We start from the raw sequence: 21,133 nt of genomic DNA on the forward strand, positions 1-21,133 counted from the left end.
TTTGATGTGAGAGGTGTTGGTCGATTCAAGCAACATTGCCCCAATCGACACCCTCCGTCAGACTTCACATTCGTTCAGTCCGGCACCTCCCTCAAGGGAGGACTTTCGCTCCAACGCAGAGCGTAGGAGCGAGTATTTCTACAATAATTTATCTCACCCAGGCCTCGCTACGCACGCTCTGCGTCGTAGCGAATTACGGGCATTTAACTTCCTACGGCAACAAACTCTTCGTCGCGAGAGGTAAATTTGATCACTTCGTCCAATAATAACTTGTGAACCGATTCCACTTCCATATTCTCGATACTTTCGAGGGTGAAAGCATAAACAAGCAATTCACGAGCCTTCTTCTTGGTCAAACCACGACTATGCAGGTAAAATACCTCATCTTCGTTCAGGTGACCGATAGTTGCACCGTGAGAACACAGTACATCATCAGAAAAGATCTCAAGTTGTGGCTTGGTGTGAACCGTTCCATCAACGGAAAGCAACAAGTTTCTGTTTTCCTGGAATGAATCGATCTTTTGGGAATCTTCCCGAACAAAGATCTTTCCATTGAATATGGAATGAGCCTTGTCATTCACAACTACTTTGTGCAACTGGTGGCTTTGAGCGTGCCAGTGGCGGTGATCGATCGCAGAATGTGTATCAGCAATTTGCTCACCATCGATCAATACCAGTCCGTCAATAGTGAAATTCACTTCTTCATCATTCTGCACAACCCGAGGGTCATTACGGAATAACTTCGCACCCAAACAAATGGTATAAGAATGATATTCAGCATACTTATCGAGGTGCGCAATGGGACGGGAAATATGGTTTGCTTTCTTACTGTCGCGCTGAATTCTCGCATGGTGGATGTTTGAACCTTCCTTCATCTTGAATTCAGCAACGGGAATATTCAGATACTCATTTTCGGCAAGTCCGATATGCTCCTCAACAACCGTTGATTTTGAATATGCTTCCCCAACAAATAACACACGAGGAGTAGCATAAAATGGCTTTTGAACATCAGTAAAAACATTCAGGATGTGAATGGGTGCCTCAACTTTGGTCTCTTTAGGAACGTGAATGAATACGCCATCTTTAAAATTGGCATCATTCAGGGCATTGAACACATCTTGATCGTCATCATAATTGGTATATTTACCGAGATGCTCTTTCACAACTTCAGAATCACCGTATTCAACAAGAGTTCCTACAGTTACGTTATCGGGAATGGCATCCAGCGAAGACTTTTCTGCATCAAATACACCATTCACAAATACTAAACGGCTTTCCTGTGCTTCCGGCAGATAATGATCACTTATATCTCCCACCGGGTTTGCCCCTGCTTCAGCAACAGGAACAAAATGGTTACGGCTGATGGATCTCAGGTCTGTAAACCTCCAGTCCTCATCTTTCTTGGTTGGAAATGGGAACTCCGAAATATTTCCTGCTCCTTTTTGATTCAACCCGCCAATTACAGCAACATTCGATGTCGTGCTGAAATCACCGTCCAAAAAGTTCAGTATTGTTTCTTTTTCTTGTACTGCTGTACTCATTACTGAGCCTCTCCGTTTAGGGAAAATTCTTTTTCAAGTTTCTCATAGCCCTGATCCTCAAGCTCAAGTGCGAGCTCTTTACCGGCCGATTTCACGATCTTACCGTTCATCATCACGTGCACATAATCAGGAGTGATGTAGTTTAGCAGTCGCTGATAGTGCGTAATCAAAACGATCGCATTTTCAGGTCCGGCAATTTTGTTGATACCATCAGAAACAATTTTCAGGGCATCGATGTCAAGTCCGGAGTCAGTTTCGTCCATAAAGGCAAGCTTTGGATTCAATACTGCCATCTGAAAAACCTCGTTCTTCTTCTTTTCACCACCGGAAAACCCAGTATTGATACTTCTTTCGAGGAATGAATCTTTCATATCGATCACTTCAAGACGTTCTTTCAGGTAATCATCAAATTCAAGAGGGTCGAGTTCTTCACGGTCGTTCTCACGAGCTATAGTGTTATAAGACTCACGAAGCAGAGTTCTGTTGGTAATACCCGGTACTTCTATCGGGTATTGAAATGCGAGAAACATACCCAGGTGGGCGCGCTCATCGGCATCCAGTTCAGTTATATCTTCACCTTCAAAAAGGATCTCCCCTTCAGTGATCTCGTACTCGGGGTGGCCAGATACTACTTTGGCCAATGTACTCTTTCCACTTCCGTTTGGACCCATAATAGCATGGATCTCTCCTTTGTTGATGGTGAGATTCACACCTTTAAGAATTTGTTCGTCTTCGCCTTCAACCGAGGCATGTAAATTTTTGATCTCTAACACGTTTCTGTTCTTTTTTTGATTATTAATATTTTTTTTGGGATGATGTTGAGGCATTCAAGGTTGTTTTGCCCTAATCGACACCCTCTGCCTCCCATTCGGTCGGCACCTCCCTCAAGGGAGGACTTTTCTAATTCAATATGTCAACCTTGTTAAGAGAAGTCTCCCTTAAGGGGAGATCATTTCATGCAGCTGTTCCTGCATGAAATTCGTGGGGTGTTGTCGCCAAGATTTCCTCAGCTTACATCCACCTCCAAACTCAACAATTACCCAACACTACCTTCCAGTTTCACATCAAGCAGAGCATTTGCCTCTGTAGCAAATTCAAGTGGCAGCTCTTTCAGCACTTCCTTCACAAATCCGTTTATGATCATGGAAATGGCATCCTGCTCGCTGATTCCACGCTGCATCAGGTAAAAGATCTGCTCTTCTCCAACTCTGGAAGTTGAAGCCTCGTGCTCCACACTAGCCGTTGGATTCTTAGAAGATATATAAGGGAATGTATGTGCTCCACATGTTTGACCGATCAACATAGAGTCACAAACCGAATAATTCCGAGCGCCATCTGCACCTTTATTAATCTTAACCTCACCTCGGTAACTATTGTCTGAATGTCCGGCAGAGATACCTTTCGAAATAATGGTACTCTTGGTGTTTTTACCGATGTGGATCATCTTGGTCCCTGTATCAGCCTGCTGTCGTTTAGTGGTTACAGCAACCGAATAGAATTCTCCAATAGAGCCATCGCCTTGCAAGATCACACTTGGGTATTTCAGAGTAACAGCTGATCCGGTTTCAAGCTGAGTCCAGCTGATCTTAGAATTCTTACCGCGACAGGCTCCGCGTTTCGTTACAAAGTTGTAGATACCGCCTTTTCCATCTTCATCACCGGCATACCAGTTCTGGATGGTAGAATATTTTATCTCAGCATTATCCAATGCTACTAATTCAACTACAGCGGCATGAAGCTGATGCTCATCATACATTGGAGCAGTACATCCTTCAAGGTAACTCACATGAGAATTATCTTCTGCAATGATCAGCGTACGTTCGAACTGACCTGAATTCATATTGTTGATACGGAAATAAGTGGAAAGCTCCATTGGGCAGATCGTATCTTTTGGTACGTAACAGAAAGATCCATCTGAAAATACCGCTGAGTTCAGCGCCGCATAAAAGTTATCACGAACAGGAACCACCGAACCCATATATTTTTTCACCAGTTCTGGGTGATTCTTGATCGCTTCAGAAATAGAGCAAAAGATCACGCCTGCTTCAGCCAGTTTTTCCTTGAAAGAAGTAAATACAGAAACACTGTCAAACACAGCATCAACTGCTACGCCTGCCAGGGCTTTTTGCTCTTCCAGAGGAATTCCCAATTTATCGTAAGTTTCACGGATTTTGGGATCTACATCATCAAGGCTGTCCAATTTAGGCTTATTCTTCGGAGCTGAGTAATACTGAAGAGTATCAAACTTTGGTTTTTCATACTCAGCATTGAACCAGTCAGGCTCTTCCATCTCAGTCCAGGCACGATAGGCCTTCAGACGGAATTCAAGCATCCACTCCGGTTCTTCTTTAAGTGCGGAAAGCTCTCGAATAATATCTTCGTTAATCCCTTTTGGAAATTCTTCGTATTCAATATCGGTTGAGAAGCCATACTTATAGTCTTCTCCGATCATTGATTCTAAGGCTTGCATCTCGCTCATTAGCTTTTTTTTGTCTTAGGGTTTGCTCTATTATCTCGCCGGAAAAACAACCTTCTGTTATAATGCGTTCGTTGTTTAACCAGTCTATTTAGATTGAGTACAAATATACGAAATCTCCCTCTCTTAACTAAACCGAAATGATTGAGAATTTCTATGATGCCAATTAAAGATAAATGAAGCTTTTTATACTTTCCTTTTCTCCTCTTGCCCTGATATATTCCAACTCGAAATTTTAAGGTTCTAAACCAGAAGTACACTTTATAAATGATCAATGAGCCATCGTTAGCACCACGGGAATTTGGATGGATTGAAGTCGTCTGTGGCGGCATGTTCAGCGGCAAAACCGAAGAATTGATCCGGAGAGCTAAAAGAGCGCATATAGCCGGACAAGAAGTTGTAGTTGTAAAACCTGCTCTCGATAAACGATATAGTGATACCGAAGTAGTATCCCATAACGAAAATGCTTTACCAAGTATATTAGTTGATACGGCTGACCAAATTGTTTTGCTAACCGGAAATGCCAAAGTGGTGTGTATAGATGAGGCACAATTTTTTGATGATCGTGTAGTGGAAGTTGCCAACACGCTCGCAAACGATGGTAAACGTGTAATAGTAGCGGGTTTGGATATGGATTTTGAAGGCAAGCCCTTTGGCCCCATGCCTTATTTATTAGCCATCGCAGAATATGTTACTAAATTACATGCAGTCTGTGCAGAAAGTGGATCTATGGCTCATTATTCACAAAGGGTTGTAGAGAAAGAAGGACAGGTTTTAGTAGGTGAATATGATGCTTATGAACCTCGAGCCAGGCATTGCTTCCGCCCTCCTGTGGATAGAAGGCGCGGGCGTCCTATTAGACCTTTTTTGAATCCAAATGTTGAGGACCCTAACAAAGAAACTAACGTACAAACAGAAGTTAACTCAGATCAAACCTAATGGATATTATTCGCGGCGTAATCGGAATGGTTGCCATTCTTGGCCTTGCCTTCATTTTTAGTAATAACAAAAAGAATGTAAACTGGAGATTAGTAGGAATAGGAATTGGATTCCAGTTCATCTTAGCTGTTTTCATTTTAAAAGCAGATTTTTTAGCCGGAGTATGGGGCCCACTCGGTTGGCCGGTTCTCTTATTTCAGGAAGTCGCGAGTTTCTTTGTGGTTGTCCTTAATTATACTACAGAAGGAGCATCCTTTATATTTGGACGATTGGGGCAAGGTCCTGAACATCCTGAAAGCCTGGGGGTCTTTTTTGCTTTTCAGGTGCTACCCACTATTGTCTTTTTTGCATCGCTAACGGCTATTCTGTACCACTATGGTATTTTGCAGTTTATCGTCAAAATAGTTTCTAAAGGAATGCAGAAACTTTTAGGTACTTCAGGAGCAGAAACATTGTCGGTGGTTTCAAATATTTTTGTAGGGCAGACAGAAGCCCCTCTTGTCATAAAACCATTTATTGAAAAAATGACTAAATCTGAGCTGATGGTTGTGATGACCGGAGGTATGGCAACCATTGCCGGTGGAGTGATGGCCGCGTATGTTGCAATGCTTGGAACTCCTTTCGCAGAGGCTAATGGACTTGAAATCGCAGTAGCTCAGCAATTGTTTGCTGAACGATTACTTGGCGCTAGTTTGATGGCAGCTCCCGCTGCATTAGTTATTGCAAAGATCCTTTACCCTGAGGATGGCGAACCGGTCACCAAAGGTGATGTGTCCATGCATGTAGAACAAACAGATGCCAATGGAATTGATGCAGCAGCAACCGGAGCCGGAGTTGGATTAAAATTAGCCTTAAATGTAGGCGCTATGTTATTGGCATTCATTGCATTACTTGCTATGTTCAATGGGATTTTAGGCTGGGGAAGCGACCTGACCGGTATTACCACTTTACTTGGCGAAAGCCTCACGATCGAGATGATATTAGGCTGGCTCTTCGCTCCTATTGCCTGGCTTATTGGTGTCCCATGGTCTGATGCTGTTAATATGGGATCTTTGTTAGGTACTAAGATCGTGCTTAATGAGTTTATTGCATACCTGAAGCTGGCCGAAGAAGTCGGCGCTGCTAATTTATCCCCAAAAACAATTGCCATGGCTACATTCGCATTGTGTGGATTTGCTAATTTTTCATCTATTGCCATTCAAATCGGTGGTATTGGAGGGATTGCTCCCAGTAGAAAATCTGATCTCGCCAAGTTTGGGATAAAAGCAGTCTTCGCCGGAACTTTAGCAAACCTTATGACAGCTACTTTTGCAGGGATGTTATTTTAAACTGATTTCATTCAACAGTACTATAGATCTATGCTATCTTTAAAGAATCTGTCTGTCTTCATTATTTTGGCAGTGACAATCCCTGCAACCTTATCAGCTCAAAGTGATCCTGACCTGATGGTTGTTGGTACGGTAGGCGGAACTGATATCACATATGAAGAATTGTTGAATAACTATGCCTTGAATTCTACCGGCAGTTCTTTAGCTGAAGCTACCTATGATGAACTTGAGAGCTTCCTCCCCCTATACCTCGATTTCAGAGCCAAGATCTTAGCCGGAAAAGAGATGGGTTACCATAAAGACTCAGCTCTGGTTTCAGAATATGAGAACTATCTTACACAAGCAGCTTACTCTTACTGGTTAGAAAAGGAGATAAAACCTTCAGCCTTTGACGAATTTAAGCATCGTTCCGGATCAGAGCTAAAGGGGTTTCACATCTTGATAGCTATTGACGATGATGCCTCTCAGGCTTCGAGAAATGATGCTCTTAGGAAGCTGGAGCAAGCTAAAAGTGAATTGGAGAATGGCAGAAATCCTCAGGAAGTAAACCAGAAATTTTCAACCGTAAGAAACGGACGAAGTATGGGGGGCGATATCCCCTGGGTTACAGCCGGGACAACGGTAAAGGAGTTTGAAGATCAGATCTATACTCTTGAGCCGGGTGAGATCTCAGATCCTTTCCGAACCCAATTCGGATATCATATTGTAGTACTTCAGGATAAAAGAGAACGAACCCCCTCCCGCCTTGCAAGACATATTTATGTTCGTCCAACAAATGATTCTACTGCAAATCAAAAGATAACCAAAGCTTATCAGCAGCTTAAAAGTGGGACGTTGTGGAATCAGGTTGTTAATGCTTTTTCTGAAGATCTTTCAACTATACAAAATGGCGGATTAATTGGTTGGTTAAACTATCAGGTCGCTTCCAACAGTTTTATTGATACCGTAATGAATGTCAAAACTGATGTCTCATTCACAGAACCTAAAAAAACTAATTACGGCTTTCATATTTTTAAAATTGATTCAGTAGAAAGCTATCCGGATCAGGAAACCAAAGACCGGGCCCTGAGAGAACAACTTGAACAAGCCTCTTTTTATGAGGCAAATAACGATTATGTTTTGAGTTACTTTGAAGAGAAATTAGGGAGAGGAATTGCAAATGAAGATATTGTTGAAGTGACAAAAGAATATTATCCAGAGTTTGAACAGCAATCTGAGAGTTTTATGAGAGGATTAATAGTGTTCAAACTGAATGAAGAACAGCTATGGAATCCTGCAAAGGTGGATACTGCCCGGTTGCAGTCCATGTACCATTCGAATCCTGCTAATTATCAATACCAGGAAAGGTCTTTCTATTATCTCCTTACTGCACGCCATGATTCTACGCTCGACAAAGCCATTCAGTTTGTATATAAAGGTGGTTCCGTTGACAAACTCTCTTCAGCTATTGATGGTTTGCGTATTAGTTCAGACTCAGTCTCTATCTCCTTTACTGAACCCTTTGACCGGTTGGGTAATATGAAGCCGGAGACCTTTTCAAATAAATTTCATTATAACAACTCTCGGGGAGTATTTTGGCTGCAGGATAAACTTAGAGCTCGAAAGATGACCTTTGACGAAGCTTTTAACAAATTGTTAAAGAAATACCAGCCGCTAAGAGAACAAGAATGGCTGGAGAGCCTCAGAGAGAAATATGACGTTTCCTCAGATTTGAACCAATTACTCGAAGCGTATCAAAAAGATTCTTAATTTTAGTTCAATGAAAGCACAACTTCTTTTACTGTTCCTATCGCTTGGTTTTATAATGGCTTCCTGTAAGTCAAACACTGAAAATTCTGAAGAGGTTCTCGCACAAGTTGGAAGTGAGGTACTAACCAAGGAACATGCTCGATCTGAAATTCCCCCCAATATTTTCAGGGACGACAGCAGTACAGCTTACATCAGCTTCAGAGATGATTGGGTTCGCCGACAAATAATTTTACAGGAAGCTGAACGGCTTAATTTTTCTAACCGACAAGACGTTCAAAGAAGGCTTCATCGACTTCAGGAGGAGTTTATTCTTCAATCTGTTCAGGATTATATAATTGGCGAATTTGAAGATGGTATGGAAGTAAGTGATCAAGAGGCTCGCAACTATTATCAGCAAAACAAAGAGAAATTCACGCTGGAAGAACGCTATGTAAGATATCGGCATCTCATTGCAGAAAGTAACGCTGATGCTGAACGTGCTAAACGAGAACTCATGCAAGCAGTTGAATGGGATACAGTAGCCGATCGGTATTCCAAGTACCCGGATCTGAAGATCAGGGAGTCTGAAAGGTTCTGGCCTATATCTATTGCAGGTGGTGATATTTCCATGCTCAATAGATATTTAAGGATCATCGGTCCTTCAGAAATATCTCCTACCTATCGCTCGGGCAATGATTATCATTTTGTGCAGTTAATAGAAGAGCGTCCTGCAGGAGATCATCCCGACCTCGATTGGCTCATTGAGCAGATCAAGGAATGGCTGACACTCGAAAAACGTAAAAGAGCATTCAACACATACGTAAAGAATCTTTATCTTCAGGCGCAAGCTAACAACGAAATTACAATTTACAACGTTACTAACGAACTTAACTCGGTGTCATCAGACACTCTTACATTGAATCAAACAACTAATGAAGAATAACTTATTTTTTGTACCTCTCATCTTTCTTTCATTTTTATTTACCACACAATCATATGCACAGGAAGCTCCCAAGCTTGCTGACCGAATTGTAGCACATGTAAATGAAAACATTGTTTTAAAATCTGAAATTGATCAAAACGTAGCCGATTATTTGAGGCAAGCCCAGGTTTCCGGTGAAAATGTTGAGTTTAGCCGAGAACTTTGGTTTCAGTTTCTTGAATCTGCCATCAATAATTATGTCTTACTTGAAAAGGCTGAGATCGACTCCATTACTGTTTCTGATGATCAGGTAAATATGCAAATGGATCAACGTATCAGGCAGTTGACCGCACAGGCAGGTAGTCAACAAGCGCTTGAACAAGCTTTTGGGAAATCTATTATTCAGTTGAGAGCTGATTTCCGAGAAAACTTTCGAGAGCAAATGATTGCAAACCGCGTTCAACAACAGAAACGGAGTTCAATTACTATTACCAGACCTGAGGTTGAGGAGTTTTTTAATAACATCCCTAGCGACTCCCTCCCTACTATTCCTGAACAAGTTTCTTTATCGCAGATTGTAAAAATTCCACCCGCAAGAGGTAACGCCAAAGAACTTGCTTATGAGTTTGCAAAACAGCTGCGTGATTCTATCGTAGTTCATGGAAAATCTATTGAAGAGCTTGCTCGCCGACACAGTGCTGATCGCGGTTCTGCCCAGGACGGCGGACTATTACCGCTCATGTCTTTGGACGAATTGGTTCCTGAATACTCAGCAGCAGCATCAGCCCTTCAGCCCGGCGGAATTTCAAACGTAGTTGAAACTCAGTTTGGCTTCCATGTGATTCAACTTAACCGACGTGTTGGAGACCGTATTGAAACTAATCACATCCTTATCTCCGTAGATGAAAATCAACTGGATGAAGACTATGCGATAAATGAATTAAACACTCTTCGGGATAGCATTCTTACGAACCCTGAAGTAACTTTTTCTGAAGTAGCGAGAAAAGAAAGTGAAGATCCTAACACTGCGAATTATGGCGGTAAGGTATTTGATCCACAAACAGGCGAAAGACTTATTGCACTTAACCGACTTGACCCTTCTATGTATAGAATAGTACTTATGATGGATGAGGAGGGCGCCATTTCTGAGCCTAAATCTTTCACCTTACAAAGCCAAAATAAAAAGGCTTACCGTATAGTAAGACTTGACCGACAAATACCTGAACACGTTGCAAATCTGGATCAGGATTATGAACGAATAAAAAGCATTGCCTTGCAGCAAAAACAATTTCGGATAATGCAGAATTGGCTGAAAGAGTTACGTAACGACATCTACATTGATTATAAAATTGATGTACCATGGACGGAGACCAACCTATGAGTTCAGGTGTAAAAGATCCGGTTAAACTTGCAGATGAGTTTCATGCCGTTTTTAATCAGATCAAAGATGAAATTCATAAAGTTGTAATCGGGCAAGATGATATCATTGACCTGTTACTTATCAGTCTGTTCTCTAAAGGACATTGTGTGTTAGTAGGTGTTCCCGGGTTAGCTAAAACACTACTGATACGGTCACTTTCGGAATCACTTAGCCTTACTTTTAATCGTATACAATTCACTCCTGATCTTATGCCCGGAGACATTACAGGTACAGAAGTGATCGAGGAAAACAAGGATTCTGGTCGCAAGGAATTTACCTTCATAAAGGGGCCTGTTTTTGCTAATATTCTATTGGCTGATGAGATCAACCGAACTCCTCCAAAAACCCAGGCTGCCTTACTTGAAGGAATGCAGGAGTACCATGTGACAACAGGAGGTAAAACATATCAGCTTGATACGCCCTTCTTTGTGCTTGCAACTCAAAACCCTATAGAGCAAGAAGGAACCTATCCCCTTCCAGAGGCTCAGCTGGATCGCTTTATGTTTAATGTATGGGTTGATTATCCTTCTCTTGAAGAAGAAAAAGAGATCGTAAGTAAAACAACAGCTCATCAGGATGTCAAGATAGAGGCTCTTGTAACCAAAGAGAAGATCAAGGAATTACAAGGCTTGGTTCGTGAAGTTCCTGTTCCAGAGAACGTATTGGATTATGCTGTTGAACTTGTGGCTAAAACCCGTCCCGGTAATGCGCTTGCTCCGGAGTATGTGAATAAATATATGAGCTGGGGAGCGGGACCAAGAGCTTCCCAATATCTAATTTTGGGTGGTAAAGCCCGTGCTTTATCTCAAGGCAGATATCATGTTACAGTTGATGATATAAAACAACTGGCGATCCCGGTTCTTCGTCACCGTATTGTAAATAACTACGCAGCAGAAGCTGAAGGTTTTACCACTGTCAAATTGATCAACATGCTTATTGATGAAGCCTAATCTCTAATGAGGAGCTAACGTGGATTTCCAGGGCTTTCAACATATTCTTCCACCGGCTTTAATTGTCGTACTTATTATCATCCTTTTCGGTATTTCCTGGGCCTCTTATCGAAAATTTGAAAGCATTCCCCCTCTCAGTCGTTGGTCTTTGATAAGTTTGAGAGGTATTAGTCTCACAGTGGTCTTACTACTTTTATTGAATCCCTACTTCTACTCTTCAGAAAAGAAAAAAGTAAAGCCAAAAATTTCTGTTTTTCTGGATAATTCAGAAAGCACGGGTATCACAAAAGGTAATTATGAGGGTCTAAGATCCTACAATGATCTCTTGTCAAGTCTGGCATTTAGTTCTATCGAGGAAGCCGATATTAACTACTTTTCTATAGGAAGTGATGTTGAGGCATTTGATCCCGATTCATTATCAGCCGTTGAAATTCAGACAGACCTTTCCGCCCCCATTAACACCATTCTGGAAATGGAAGATGAAGTGAAAGCAGCAGTCATAATCTCCGATGGGATCATTACATACGGTCGAAACCCAAGTGTAAGTGCTTTTAACTCGGCGATCCCTATTTTTACGATTGCAATAGGTGATACGACCAATGTCAGGGATATTTCGGTTTCCAATGTGATCACGAATGCCACCGGTTATACAAACAGCAATCATATCATAGAGGCTGAGATCACACAGTCAGGATTTGCCAATAACACGGTAACAGTTTCACTGGTATCAAATGATGAGATCATTGAACAGAAACAGATCACTTTTGAAGCGGATGGTCAGGTTGTTACTGCTGAATTTGAACTTCTTTTGGAAGAAGCTGGACTTAAACAATATGAGATTCGGGTCCAGCCCCTTCCAGATGAATGGACAGATTCTAATAACGAGCAATTATTTTCTGTGGATGTTATAGATGATCGTTTTAAGATCTTACATATTGCTTTTCAGGTCCACCCCGACGTAAAAGCTATTCGCTCGATTATAGAGCGTGGCGAAACAAATGAATTACACACGCTTACCTGGTTAGGTGGAAATCGGTTTATCGAAGAATTTCCTTCTGAGGAGGAGTTCAATCTTATAATCATTCATGGGGCTCCTTATTCTATTCAAAATTTTGAATTTTTATCCGAATTAAATGACACGCCCACCTTATTTTTTGAATTGAGTTCTGACATTAACTCTCAACTTAGCGGGTTTGATCTTTTAACTCTGATAACTTCGGATACCCGGCAAGCGGCTCAGGTCACCTTACATCCTCTTATTGATCAAAATGCGCACCCGGTACTTGAACTTCCAGAAATTGACCTGACTGATCTCCCGCCTCTTTATGCACCTTTAAGAACCTCTGTACTTGACCTTCAGGCAGAAGCCCTCTTTGCATTGCGTTATAACCAGATAGATTCAGACTACCCTGTTATATCTGTGCTTGAAAGAGGAAATCTTAGGAGAGGACATGTTGTCTCCTGGGGGTGGTATAGAATGCTTCAAAGTACGAATAAAGACCACAGAGTTTTTACTGCTGAACTGATCACAAACCTTGTGTCATGGACAGCAAGTAACCCTGATGACAGGATGCTTCGCATTAACCCTATAAAACAAGTATTTAATACCACAGAACGACCGGTTTTAAATGGTAGCTTAAGAAATGAACGAGGGGATCCTGAGAATTCCGGTATCATTGAGGTAGAGTTACAAAGAGAAGGCGGATCGGCTCGTACCTTCAACATGGATCATTCAGGAAATGGAAATTACAGATTGAATATTCCCCGTCTTTCTGAAGGTTTATACGAATATTCAGCAACAGCAAGAAAGGGAAACCGGCAACTGGATACACAAAATGGAGAGTTTCTCGTATCAAATACCAGCTCAGAGCTATCAAACACAACCAGAAATGATGGCTTGCTTCGCTCGATAGCTGAGAATTCAGGCGGGGCGTTCTTTACTTATGATGACATTGAAAGTTTTTGGAATACGCTCGAATCTGCAAGCATGTTAGAACCCCAAATTCAGGTCGAAGAAAATTATTTCTTCCCGGTCCGTTCCCTGCCTTGGTTCATGTTAGTGCTATTGTTATTAGGATCAGAATGGATGCTCAGAAAATACTACTCCTTGCCCTGAGTCCAATACGTGTACCGGTTCACAGAAGTCTCCCCTGTTTCATCAATGTTAACTTCGAATATATTATCATAAACGGACTCATCCAGTTTTTCAAATCTATTTTCATTGATCGCCGCATTCACCAAAGTTGGTGTACTATTGGAGTGCCCGACAATCAATACGTGTTCGCCTTTATGTAATTCGATAATTGATCTAATTAATGAGTCAGGATTACTAAGCTGATACTCATTGATGGATAGATTTAAAACCTCTGACGTAGGGAAAGCGGTTTGCTGTGTTCGCTTATATCCGGTACTGTAAATAGCAGAAACATTGTAACTCGAAGTGATCAATTCAGACAATTTTTGAGCCCTCTTCTCTCCTATTTCAGTCAAAGAAGGGTCTCTTGTACCATCATCCTGTTTTTCTGCGTGACGTACAAAAATAAGTGTCGTCTCTGTATTTGTTTGTGAATTAACCTGAGCAAAAGCAGGAAGTGTAAATAGGATCAGAAGTAATAAACAGGTAATTTTTTTCATAATGGTAGAATGCATGATTAAAATTGGCAGATGGGAATGTATCGCATCTGAACTTTAAAAGTTACACTCTCAAAAAAAATAAGAAAGGCCGACTTATTCAGCCGGCCTTTCTTATTGAACAGTTTTAAGTGATTCAGTTCTTACGGGCAAGAACAATGATCAATCCAACAATGGTTATTAAACTCAAACCAAACAGAATTGGGATTATAAATGATCGTGGTTTTGCTTCATCTCTCCAGGTCATCATCTCTGTATCGATGGATGATATCTGAGCCATGGTAAGTACTTCTCCTTCCTGAACAAACTCACCCCAATCACTTTTTATCTTAGTATTCCAGAAGTCATAGAATCTCTGAAAGTCTTCATAGTTTTCATTAGTAACTACTTTATCACGACTTGCATCCGTGGCTTTACTTATGAAAGAATCACTGGCTTCATAAAAGCTTTTATTGTTATCAAATGCTCCCAGGTCAACATTGTTTTGCTCTAAATGCTCATCAATTGATGCCCACATATTTTTTGAGGCACTTGCTTTCCAGTCATTTAATCTTTCTTCAACATTTGACTCCCACTGCTCGGGATTATTACCACCGTAAATAGTTGCCAGATCATCTCCTATTCGTGTCCAAACCTCATTAAATCTACTTTGAACAACATATATCCTCAGATAATCTTCAGTTTGAAGAGTTCCATTATCCGTTTTCAGTATTTGGATATTTTCTTCGATAACAGCCAAAATTACTTCCAATGGATTATCTCCGGTTTCTATGGTTCTGTTTTCCTCTTTCAGTTCTGTAAAAGTACTCCCTTCCATATCCAGGTAGGTTACGAACAATGAATCTATCATATTCAGAACAAACTCATCCCTCTGTTCGATACTGTTTCGGTACCTCTGGACAAGGTTCGCAAGCTCTTTTTCACTTTGCTCAGAATCAGTTATTAGAGTTCGCAAAGAGTCCGTTCTGTTGTTAAGATGATCTATTTCTGACCTATAATTTGCAAGCTCATCAGAAAGTTTCACCAACTTCTCTTCTTGCCCTTCGATGATCAGCAACATATGCTCTGCATTACGTGCTTCTTGCTGTAAGGCCTCAATGCTGCTGGAAAATGTTTGCGGATACAAGGCATGATCTAAAAGTTCTTCATGATCTTCATATTTGACTTCTAGCTTGGATACCTGATCAAGGAGACTATCCACCTCATCCACTGACATTGCAAGATCAATGGAGCTTTTCAACTCTTCATATGATTGAACAAATTGTTGTTTTACCTGATAATCTGAATTTTGAGCTGCAACATTGGTGGCAACAAATGAAATTATAAGTATGATATATATTGATGATATAATGCGTTTCATGATTGGTCCTCCTCTTTACTCTCTTGAAGTCCGTTTTCGTTTAAAGTGAGAATTTCGTTTGTATCCGTTTTTACGAGTTGTACAGCTTTATCACGTAAATTGAATGCAGGAGCGTTAAGACGCTCTTCAGACACTTGAATTTTATTCTTCAGCTTAAGTTCTGATTTGCCCGGTTCCATCACATAAACATTTTTAAATTGGTTTGCAGTGATGAAATAATAGCCTTCTGCATTTCGGATAAGACGTACTTCTTTGATCTCAGGTGTAGTATCCTCTTCGCCGAATTCCTGAATTTTGAATGGCTCGATGTTGAATGTGATTCCATGGCGAATATCGTTAACATCTCCATTCTCATCAGGTATCAACACAGATTCAATTTGCTGAGAATAGTTTACATTCTCGACCACAAACTTATTGCAAGCCGCGGTTGCCAACATTACGTAAGCCAATAATAGGATCGGTATAAAGCTTTTTGATTTCATTTCTAAGTCCTCAATTACTGATATTTTTCGTTCAGTAAATTGTATCTGAAGAAATGAAATTTGTTCCCTTATTCTATAACAATACTTTCGATAGGCACATTTTGAACAAGCTGATCTCTCCCATTCAGAAAAGAAAGTTCGATTATAAAGGAATAGCCAACGATCTCGCCTCCCAGTCGTTTGATCAGTTTTGAAGCTGCAGAAGCCGTTCCACCTGTGGCTATCAGGTCATCATGGATGATAACCTTCGCCCCCTTAAAAATAGCATCCTGATGAATTTCCACATGGTCTTCCCCATACTCCAGTGCATACATCTCAGAAAGAGTTTTAGAGGGTAACTTTCCCGGTTTCCTGACAGGAACAAAACCGGCGTTAAGATCCTGAGCTAAATTAGTTCCGAATAAAAACCCCCGTGATTCCAGGCCAACTACAAAATCAACTGATCTATTTCTGAATGGCTGGGCTAACATATAAGAAGTTAACTCAAGAGCCCTTTTGTCTTGAAGCAAGGTAGTTATATCTTTGAACTGAATTCCTTTTTTAGGGAAATCAGGAATAGTTCGGATAGTATTAGAAATATAATCAGTAATACTTTGGTGTACGTTCTTCATCAGGATCGGATTTAGTTCGCGCCAAGGTAGCCAAAACCAACAATAGCAATCAAGTTTTATGAATACAATCGATCTCCCACTCATGCAACAGCATCAACGATTTATGGCAAGAGCATTTATGTTAGCCGAACAGGCACTTGAGGAAGGTGAAGTTCCGGTTGGGGCTATTGTAGTGTATAAAGGAAGAATAGTTGGAAAGGGATACAATCAGGTTGAACGAATGAATGATCCCACCGCACATGCTGAAATGATCGCTATTTCGGCCGCCTGTGAGACCTTGTCGGGAAAATACTTAAGTGAATGCACTTTGTATGTGACCCTCGAGCCCTGCCCGATGTGTGCAGGAGCCGCTGTATGGAGTAAATTAAAAACCGTGGTTTTTGGAGCTACAGATGCTAAATCCGGTGGATGCGGCAGCGTGTTCAATATCTCATCCAATAAAAAACTGAATCACAGTGTGGATGTTATTCAGGGAGTCATGGAAGCGGAAGCTGAATTCCTATTAAAGGAGTTCTTTAGAAATAAAAGAGACTAGTATCTTGATAATATAAGTTCCTGAAATGCTGCATTGTTTTAAAATATTCAATAGCTACTTTAAATATTAAGAACATCATTTCTTATCTTCCCAAAAAAACGACGGACAAAACTCATTCATGCCCAATAGAAAAAGAATTCTTGTTACTTCAGCTTTGCCTTATGCTAACGGACCAATTCACCTTGGTCACCTTGCAGGAGCCTATCTCACCCCCGACTTTTATGTACGCTACAAAAGAAGAACGGACGCCGATGTAGCCTTTATCTGTGGATCCGATGAGCATGGTGTTCCTATTACCATAGCGGCCGAGAAAGAAGGTGTTACTCCTCAGGATATTGTGGATCGGTATCATGGCATGAATAAGAAAGTATTTGAGGATTTTGGAATTACATTTGACTATTACGGAAGAACAAGTTCGAAAGTCCATCACGAAACTTCCCAGGAATTTTTTACAACTCTGCATAAAAAGGGGTTCTTCAAAAAGAAAACGGAGGAACAACTTTATGATGCAAAAGCAGATATGTTTTTGCCTGACAGATACGTAAAGGGAACTTGTCCGAATTGCGGATATGAAGAAGCATATGGAGATCAATGTGAGAAATGCGGAACCTCACTCTCCCCGACTGAATTGATAGATCCTGTTAGTGCGCTCTCCGGAGAAAAGCCTGAGCTTAAAAAAACTGAACATTGGTACATGCCACTTGGGGATGTACAACCCAAACTTGAAAAATGGATCGAAACCCGGGAGAACTGGAAGCCGAATGTAATGGGTCAGGTTAAAAGCTGGCTTACAGACGGCCTCGCAGATCGTGCTGCTACTCGCGACCTGACTTGGGGGGTACCCGTGCCACTTGATGAAGCCGAAGGCAAGGTATTATACGTTTGGTTTGATGCCCCCATCGGTTATGTGTCAGCTACCAAGGAGTGGGCTCAGGAACAAGGTAAACCTGAGCTTTGGAAAGATTACTGGCAAAATGAGGATACCGAGCTTTACCATTTCATTGGTAAAGACAATATCGTTTTTCATTGCATTATGTTTCCCGTGATATTAATGGAACATGGTGATTACGTACTTCCCAAAAATGTACCTGCCAATGAGTTCCTGAACCTTGAAGGAAAGAAATTATCAACATCACGGGGCTGGGCAGTTTGGTTACATGAGTACCTGGAAGAATTTGAGCCGGATCTCCTCCGGTATGCCCTTGGTACTACCCTTCCCGAATCTAAAGATTCTGATTTTTCCTGGAAGGATTTTCAAATGCACATCAACACTGAATTAGCTGATGTTCTGGGCAACTTCACCAATCGCTCTTTATCATTCACAGCAAATTATGCGGAAGGAAAAGTTCCTGAATTGATAGAACCATCCGACCTGGACCAGGAAACCCTTGATGCGATCGAAGATCAAAAGGAAAAGGTGACTCAAGCCTATGAAAACTTCCGTTTTAAGGAAGCCATAAACGAAACCATGAATCTGGCCCGGATAGGCAACCGATATTTTACAGAGACCGAACCCTGGAAGACCCGTAAAAATGACCCTGTAAAATGTGGGAACACCTTATATGTAAGTCTACAGATCAGTGCTGCACTATCCTGCTTGTTTGATCCTATCCTTCCTGCCAAGATGAAGCAGTTAAGAGCTCAATTTGGACTTAGTGATGATTTCAGTTGGTCAGATATCAATGCAAATATGCTTGCTGAAGGTACTGCTGTAACCCAGGGAGATATACTTTTTAACAAAATTGAGGACGATATCATCGAAGAACAAATACAGAAACTTCACGATAAAGCTGCCGCGGCCGACCCAACACCTGATGTACCGGAACTTAAAAAGGATATTGAGTTTGGAGATTTCATGAAAATAGATCTCAGAGCCGGTGAGATCATTTCTGCTGAAAAGATCGAAAAATCCAATAAACTCCTGAAACTCAAAGTAAATATCGGACTTGAGGAGCGAACCATTGTGTCAGGTATTGCAAATGACTTTCATGCAGAAAACCTCATTGGGCAAAAAGTAAGTGTTGTAGCTAATCTAGCACCTAAGAAACTTATGGGCGTAGAAAGTCAGGGAATGATACTTATGGCAGAAACTCCGGAAGGCGAACTCAAGTTTGTAGAAACTACTGCAGAGCCGGGTAGCCCCATTACGTAATGGAATCCCAACTTGAGAATGGATGTACGATCAGTGATCTAAATACATATCCTTTGGGTTGTACAATAGAGGCCGGTTCGACTATATTCAGGCTTTTTTCTCCTAAGGCTACCTCTGTCAAAGTAGTTATTTTTGAATCTTATGAGGATAAAACAGGTCTTAGACTGCCTTTAGAAAAAAATAAAGAAGGTATTTGGGAGATCATCATTCAAGATACTTTTTATGGGCATTGGTATGCCTATGATATTTTGGGGCCAAAAGACGATCCCTTTTTTATGCAGCCCTCCCATCCCATTGCGGACCCCATGAGTACGAACGTCACCACCAAAAACCATCATTTGCAATTCCCAAAAACAAAGATAGTCCCTGAAAGCAATTTTGATTGGGAGGGTGATACATTTGTAGCTCCTGATGATCCCAGAGATTTGATTATTTATGAAACCCATATCAAAGACATGGTGGCACACCCTTCCGCTAAAACATACGTTCAGGGAATTTATAATGACTTTAGAGAAGCTGAGTATGGTGGTATACACCATCTTAAGAAATTAGGAGTTAATGCTGTAGAGTTTCTTCCACTTCAAAAATTCGGATATTTTGAACCTCCTTTTGAAGAAGAAACCGAGGAAGGAATAAAGAATACATGGAATCCTTATTCTCTAAACTATTGGGGATACATGACCTCATTCTTCCTTGCTCCGGAAACAGTGTATGCTTCTGATGCTAGCCTTGAATTGGGTGCGATTACCGGTAGATCAAATAAAGCTGAATTTGAGCTGAAGAATTTGATCAAAACGCTCCACAGCGAAGGCATTTCTGTGATAATGGATGTTGTCTATAACCATGCATCTCATTATGATCTTAACCCATTAAAATACACAGCAAAAGACCATTATTTTAAATTAGATGATCACGGTAACTTATTGAACGACAGCTGGACAGGGAATGATATAGATACTACTTCAGAACGTTCCCGGGCTTTGATCATAGAATCTGTCAAACATTGGATGGAAGAGTATCATGTAGATGGATTCAGGTTTGATCTTGCAGGGATCCTGGATTGGGAGACTATAGACCGTATCAAAGAAGAAGCTCAAAAAATAAATTCAAACGTTATTCTTATTGCTGAGCCTTGGGGCAGTGAGTATAAACCGGATGGGTTTTCAGATCACGGTTGGGCTTCATGGAATGATCGTTTTAGAAATGCGATCAAAGGCTATAACCCATTGGATGATCAGGGGCTTATCTTTGGAAATATTGGCTTACATACTCGGTTTGCTATAGAAAACCTGATCCGAGGTACATTACGTTCAGGAGAATTTGGACTTTTTAACCACTCCGGGCACAGTGTCAATTACCTTGAAAGCCATGACGGTTACACACTCGGCGATTATATAAGGATAGCTTTAGACCCAGATAAAGCTCAGAAAATATTCGAAAACAAAGACGAAGCTACATCTCTCTCAAAGAAAGAAGAAAAAATTTCTAAACTTGGTGCACTCATTCTTTTTGTGTCTCAGGGTATCACCATGTTGCATGCTGGACAAGAATGGGCACGCGCAAAAGTTATTATGGATCCAAACCAAAATGATCCCAGAAAAGGAACATTAGATCGGGATACCTACAACAAAGATGATGCTACAAATTGGCTTAACTATAATGAAATTGAGCTTAATAATCATTTATATAAATACTATAAAGGTTTGATAAATTTACGCTTAACATCACCAGCCTTTAGAAAGGCTGATCCCGATGATATACATTTTAAAGTGTATCAGGATCCACTGCACATAACTTTCTCAATTAATGGAAAAAGTTCGGGTGATATGTACGATTACTTTGTATCATTGAACACCAATTCCCAAACCAAGCACGAAATAGATCTGCCGGATGGATACTGGGAATTAGTCGTTGATGCACTTAAAGCAGGTAATAAGACCATAAAAAGTGTGCAACAAAAATTAAGTGTTCCCGCAAGTTCAGGAGTTATCCTAAGAAAGTTGCGTGTGAGCAATGCTTAAAATATTTTACGCTGTCTAAACAATTAATCATCCTAAG

17 protein-coding genes are annotated in these 21,133 nt (G+C 40.9%); 10 read left to right on the forward strand and 7 right to left on the reverse strand.

Annotation, left to right across the window (positions count from 1 at the left end; translation table 11 throughout):
• Window positions 1-203 precede the first annotated feature (203 nt).
• The 3 genes from sufD to sufB form a co-directional block, all read right to left on the reverse strand.
• Window positions 204-1,541, reverse strand: coding sequence for a Fe-S cluster assembly protein SufD (gene sufD / locus ACFSVN_RS07355; protein ID WP_390300559.1), 1,338 nt, complete (start codon window positions 1,539-1,541; stop codon window positions 204-206).
• Window positions 1,541-2,314, reverse strand: a complete 774-nt coding sequence (sufC, locus tag ACFSVN_RS07360; protein WP_390300561.1) for a Fe-S cluster assembly ATPase SufC — start codon at window positions 2,312-2,314, stop codon at window positions 1,541-1,543. The genes sufD and sufC overlap by 1 nt, the downstream gene beginning before the upstream one ends.
• Window positions 2,315-2,577: 263 nt before the next feature.
• Window positions 2,578-4,020, reverse strand: a complete 1,443-nt coding sequence (gene sufB / locus ACFSVN_RS07365; RefSeq protein WP_390300563.1) for a Fe-S cluster assembly protein SufB — start codon at window positions 4,018-4,020, stop codon at window positions 2,578-2,580.
• A 264-nt stretch (window positions 4,021-4,284) separates the two neighbouring features.
• On the opposite strand from sufB, the gene ACFSVN_RS07370 reads away from it, so the two are divergent.
• The 7 genes from ACFSVN_RS07370 (at window position 4,285) to ACFSVN_RS07400 (ending at window position 13,420) form a co-directional block, all read left to right on the forward strand.
• Window positions 4,285-4,956 carry a thymidine kinase gene (locus ACFSVN_RS07370; protein WP_390300565.1) on the forward strand — a complete coding sequence of 224 codons (672 nt, stop codon included), beginning with the start codon at window positions 4,285-4,287 and terminating at the stop codon, window positions 4,954-4,956.
• Window positions 4,956-6,284, forward strand: coding sequence for a NupC/NupG family nucleoside CNT transporter (locus tag ACFSVN_RS07375; RefSeq protein ID WP_390300567.1), 1,329 nt, complete (start codon window positions 4,956-4,958; stop codon window positions 6,282-6,284). The genes ACFSVN_RS07370 and ACFSVN_RS07375 overlap by 1 nt, the downstream gene beginning before the upstream one ends.
• A 30-nt stretch (window positions 6,285-6,314) precedes the next feature.
• Entirely contained in the window at window positions 6,315-8,033 is a 1,719-nt protein-coding gene (locus ACFSVN_RS07380; RefSeq protein WP_390300569.1) for a peptidylprolyl isomerase, read from the forward strand.
• A 10-nt stretch (window positions 8,034-8,043) separates the two neighbouring features.
• Complete coding sequence (locus ACFSVN_RS07385) at window positions 8,044-8,955, forward strand: peptidyl-prolyl cis-trans isomerase (protein WP_390300571.1); 912 nt, start codon at window positions 8,044-8,046, stop codon at window positions 8,953-8,955.
• Window positions 8,945-10,315, forward strand: a complete 1,371-nt coding sequence (locus ACFSVN_RS07390; RefSeq protein WP_390300573.1) for a peptidylprolyl isomerase — start codon at window positions 8,945-8,947, stop codon at window positions 10,313-10,315. The genes ACFSVN_RS07385 and ACFSVN_RS07390 overlap by 11 nt, the downstream gene beginning before the upstream one ends.
• Window positions 10,294-11,304, forward strand: coding sequence for an AAA family ATPase (locus ACFSVN_RS07395; RefSeq protein WP_390300574.1), 1,011 nt, complete (start codon window positions 10,294-10,296; stop codon window positions 11,302-11,304). Before ACFSVN_RS07390 ends, ACFSVN_RS07395 begins: the two co-directional genes overlap by 22 nt.
• Before the next feature lie 178 nt (window positions 11,305-11,482).
• Complete coding sequence (locus ACFSVN_RS07400) at window positions 11,483-13,420, forward strand: hypothetical protein (protein ID WP_390300576.1); 1,938 nt, start codon at window positions 11,483-11,485, stop codon at window positions 13,418-13,420.
• On the opposite strand, the gene ACFSVN_RS07405 is transcribed toward ACFSVN_RS07400, so the two are convergent.
• From ACFSVN_RS07405 to ACFSVN_RS07420, 4 genes are all read right to left on the reverse strand, one after another.
• Window positions 13,405-13,938 (reverse strand): SixA phosphatase family protein, encoded by a 534-nt coding sequence (locus ACFSVN_RS07405; RefSeq protein WP_390300578.1) that lies wholly within the window; start codon window positions 13,936-13,938, stop codon window positions 13,405-13,407. The genes ACFSVN_RS07400 and ACFSVN_RS07405 overlap by 16 nt on opposite strands.
• Before the next feature lie 133 nt (window positions 13,939-14,071).
• Window positions 14,072-15,295 (reverse strand): hypothetical protein, encoded by a 1,224-nt coding sequence (locus ACFSVN_RS07410; protein ID WP_390300580.1) that lies wholly within the window; start codon window positions 15,293-15,295, stop codon window positions 14,072-14,074.
• A complete protein-coding gene (locus ACFSVN_RS07415) occupies window positions 15,292-15,777 on the reverse strand; it encodes a hypothetical protein (RefSeq protein ID WP_390300582.1) in 486 nt (161 codons plus the stop codon). The genes ACFSVN_RS07410 and ACFSVN_RS07415 overlap by 4 nt, the downstream gene beginning before the upstream one ends.
• Before the next feature lie 68 nt (window positions 15,778-15,845).
• Window positions 15,846-16,388 carry an adenine phosphoribosyltransferase gene (locus ACFSVN_RS07420; protein WP_390300584.1) on the reverse strand — a complete coding sequence of 181 codons (543 nt, stop codon included), beginning with the start codon at window positions 16,386-16,388 and terminating at the stop codon, window positions 15,846-15,848.
• Window positions 16,389-16,446: 58 nt separating this feature from the next.
• Here ACFSVN_RS07420 and tadA point away from each other — a divergent pair, with 58 nt between their 5' ends.
• From tadA to ACFSVN_RS07435, 3 genes are all read left to right on the forward strand, one after another.
• On the forward strand, window positions 16,447-16,923 hold the full coding sequence (gene tadA, locus ACFSVN_RS07425; protein WP_390300587.1) for a tRNA adenosine(34) deaminase TadA: 477 nt from the start codon (window positions 16,447-16,449) through the stop codon (window positions 16,921-16,923).
• Window positions 16,924-17,041: 118 nt separating this feature from the next.
• The gene (gene metG, locus ACFSVN_RS07430; protein WP_390300589.1) at window positions 17,042-19,075 is read left to right on the forward strand and encodes a methionine--tRNA ligase; all 2,034 of its coding nucleotides are present in this window, start codon (window positions 17,042-17,044) and stop codon (window positions 19,073-19,075) included.
• Window positions 19,075-21,096: an alpha-amylase family glycosyl hydrolase gene (locus tag ACFSVN_RS07435; RefSeq protein WP_390300591.1), complete on the forward strand. Its 2,022-nt coding sequence runs from the start codon at window positions 19,075-19,077 to the stop codon at window positions 21,094-21,096. Before metG ends, ACFSVN_RS07435 begins: the two co-directional genes overlap by 1 nt.
• The last annotated feature ends 37 nt before the right edge of the window (window positions 21,097-21,133 follow it).

It is taken from the genome of Gracilimonas halophila (assembly GCF_042684365.1).
GTDB lineage: Bacteria > Bacteroidota > Rhodothermia > Balneolales > Balneolaceae > Gracilimonas > Gracilimonas halophila.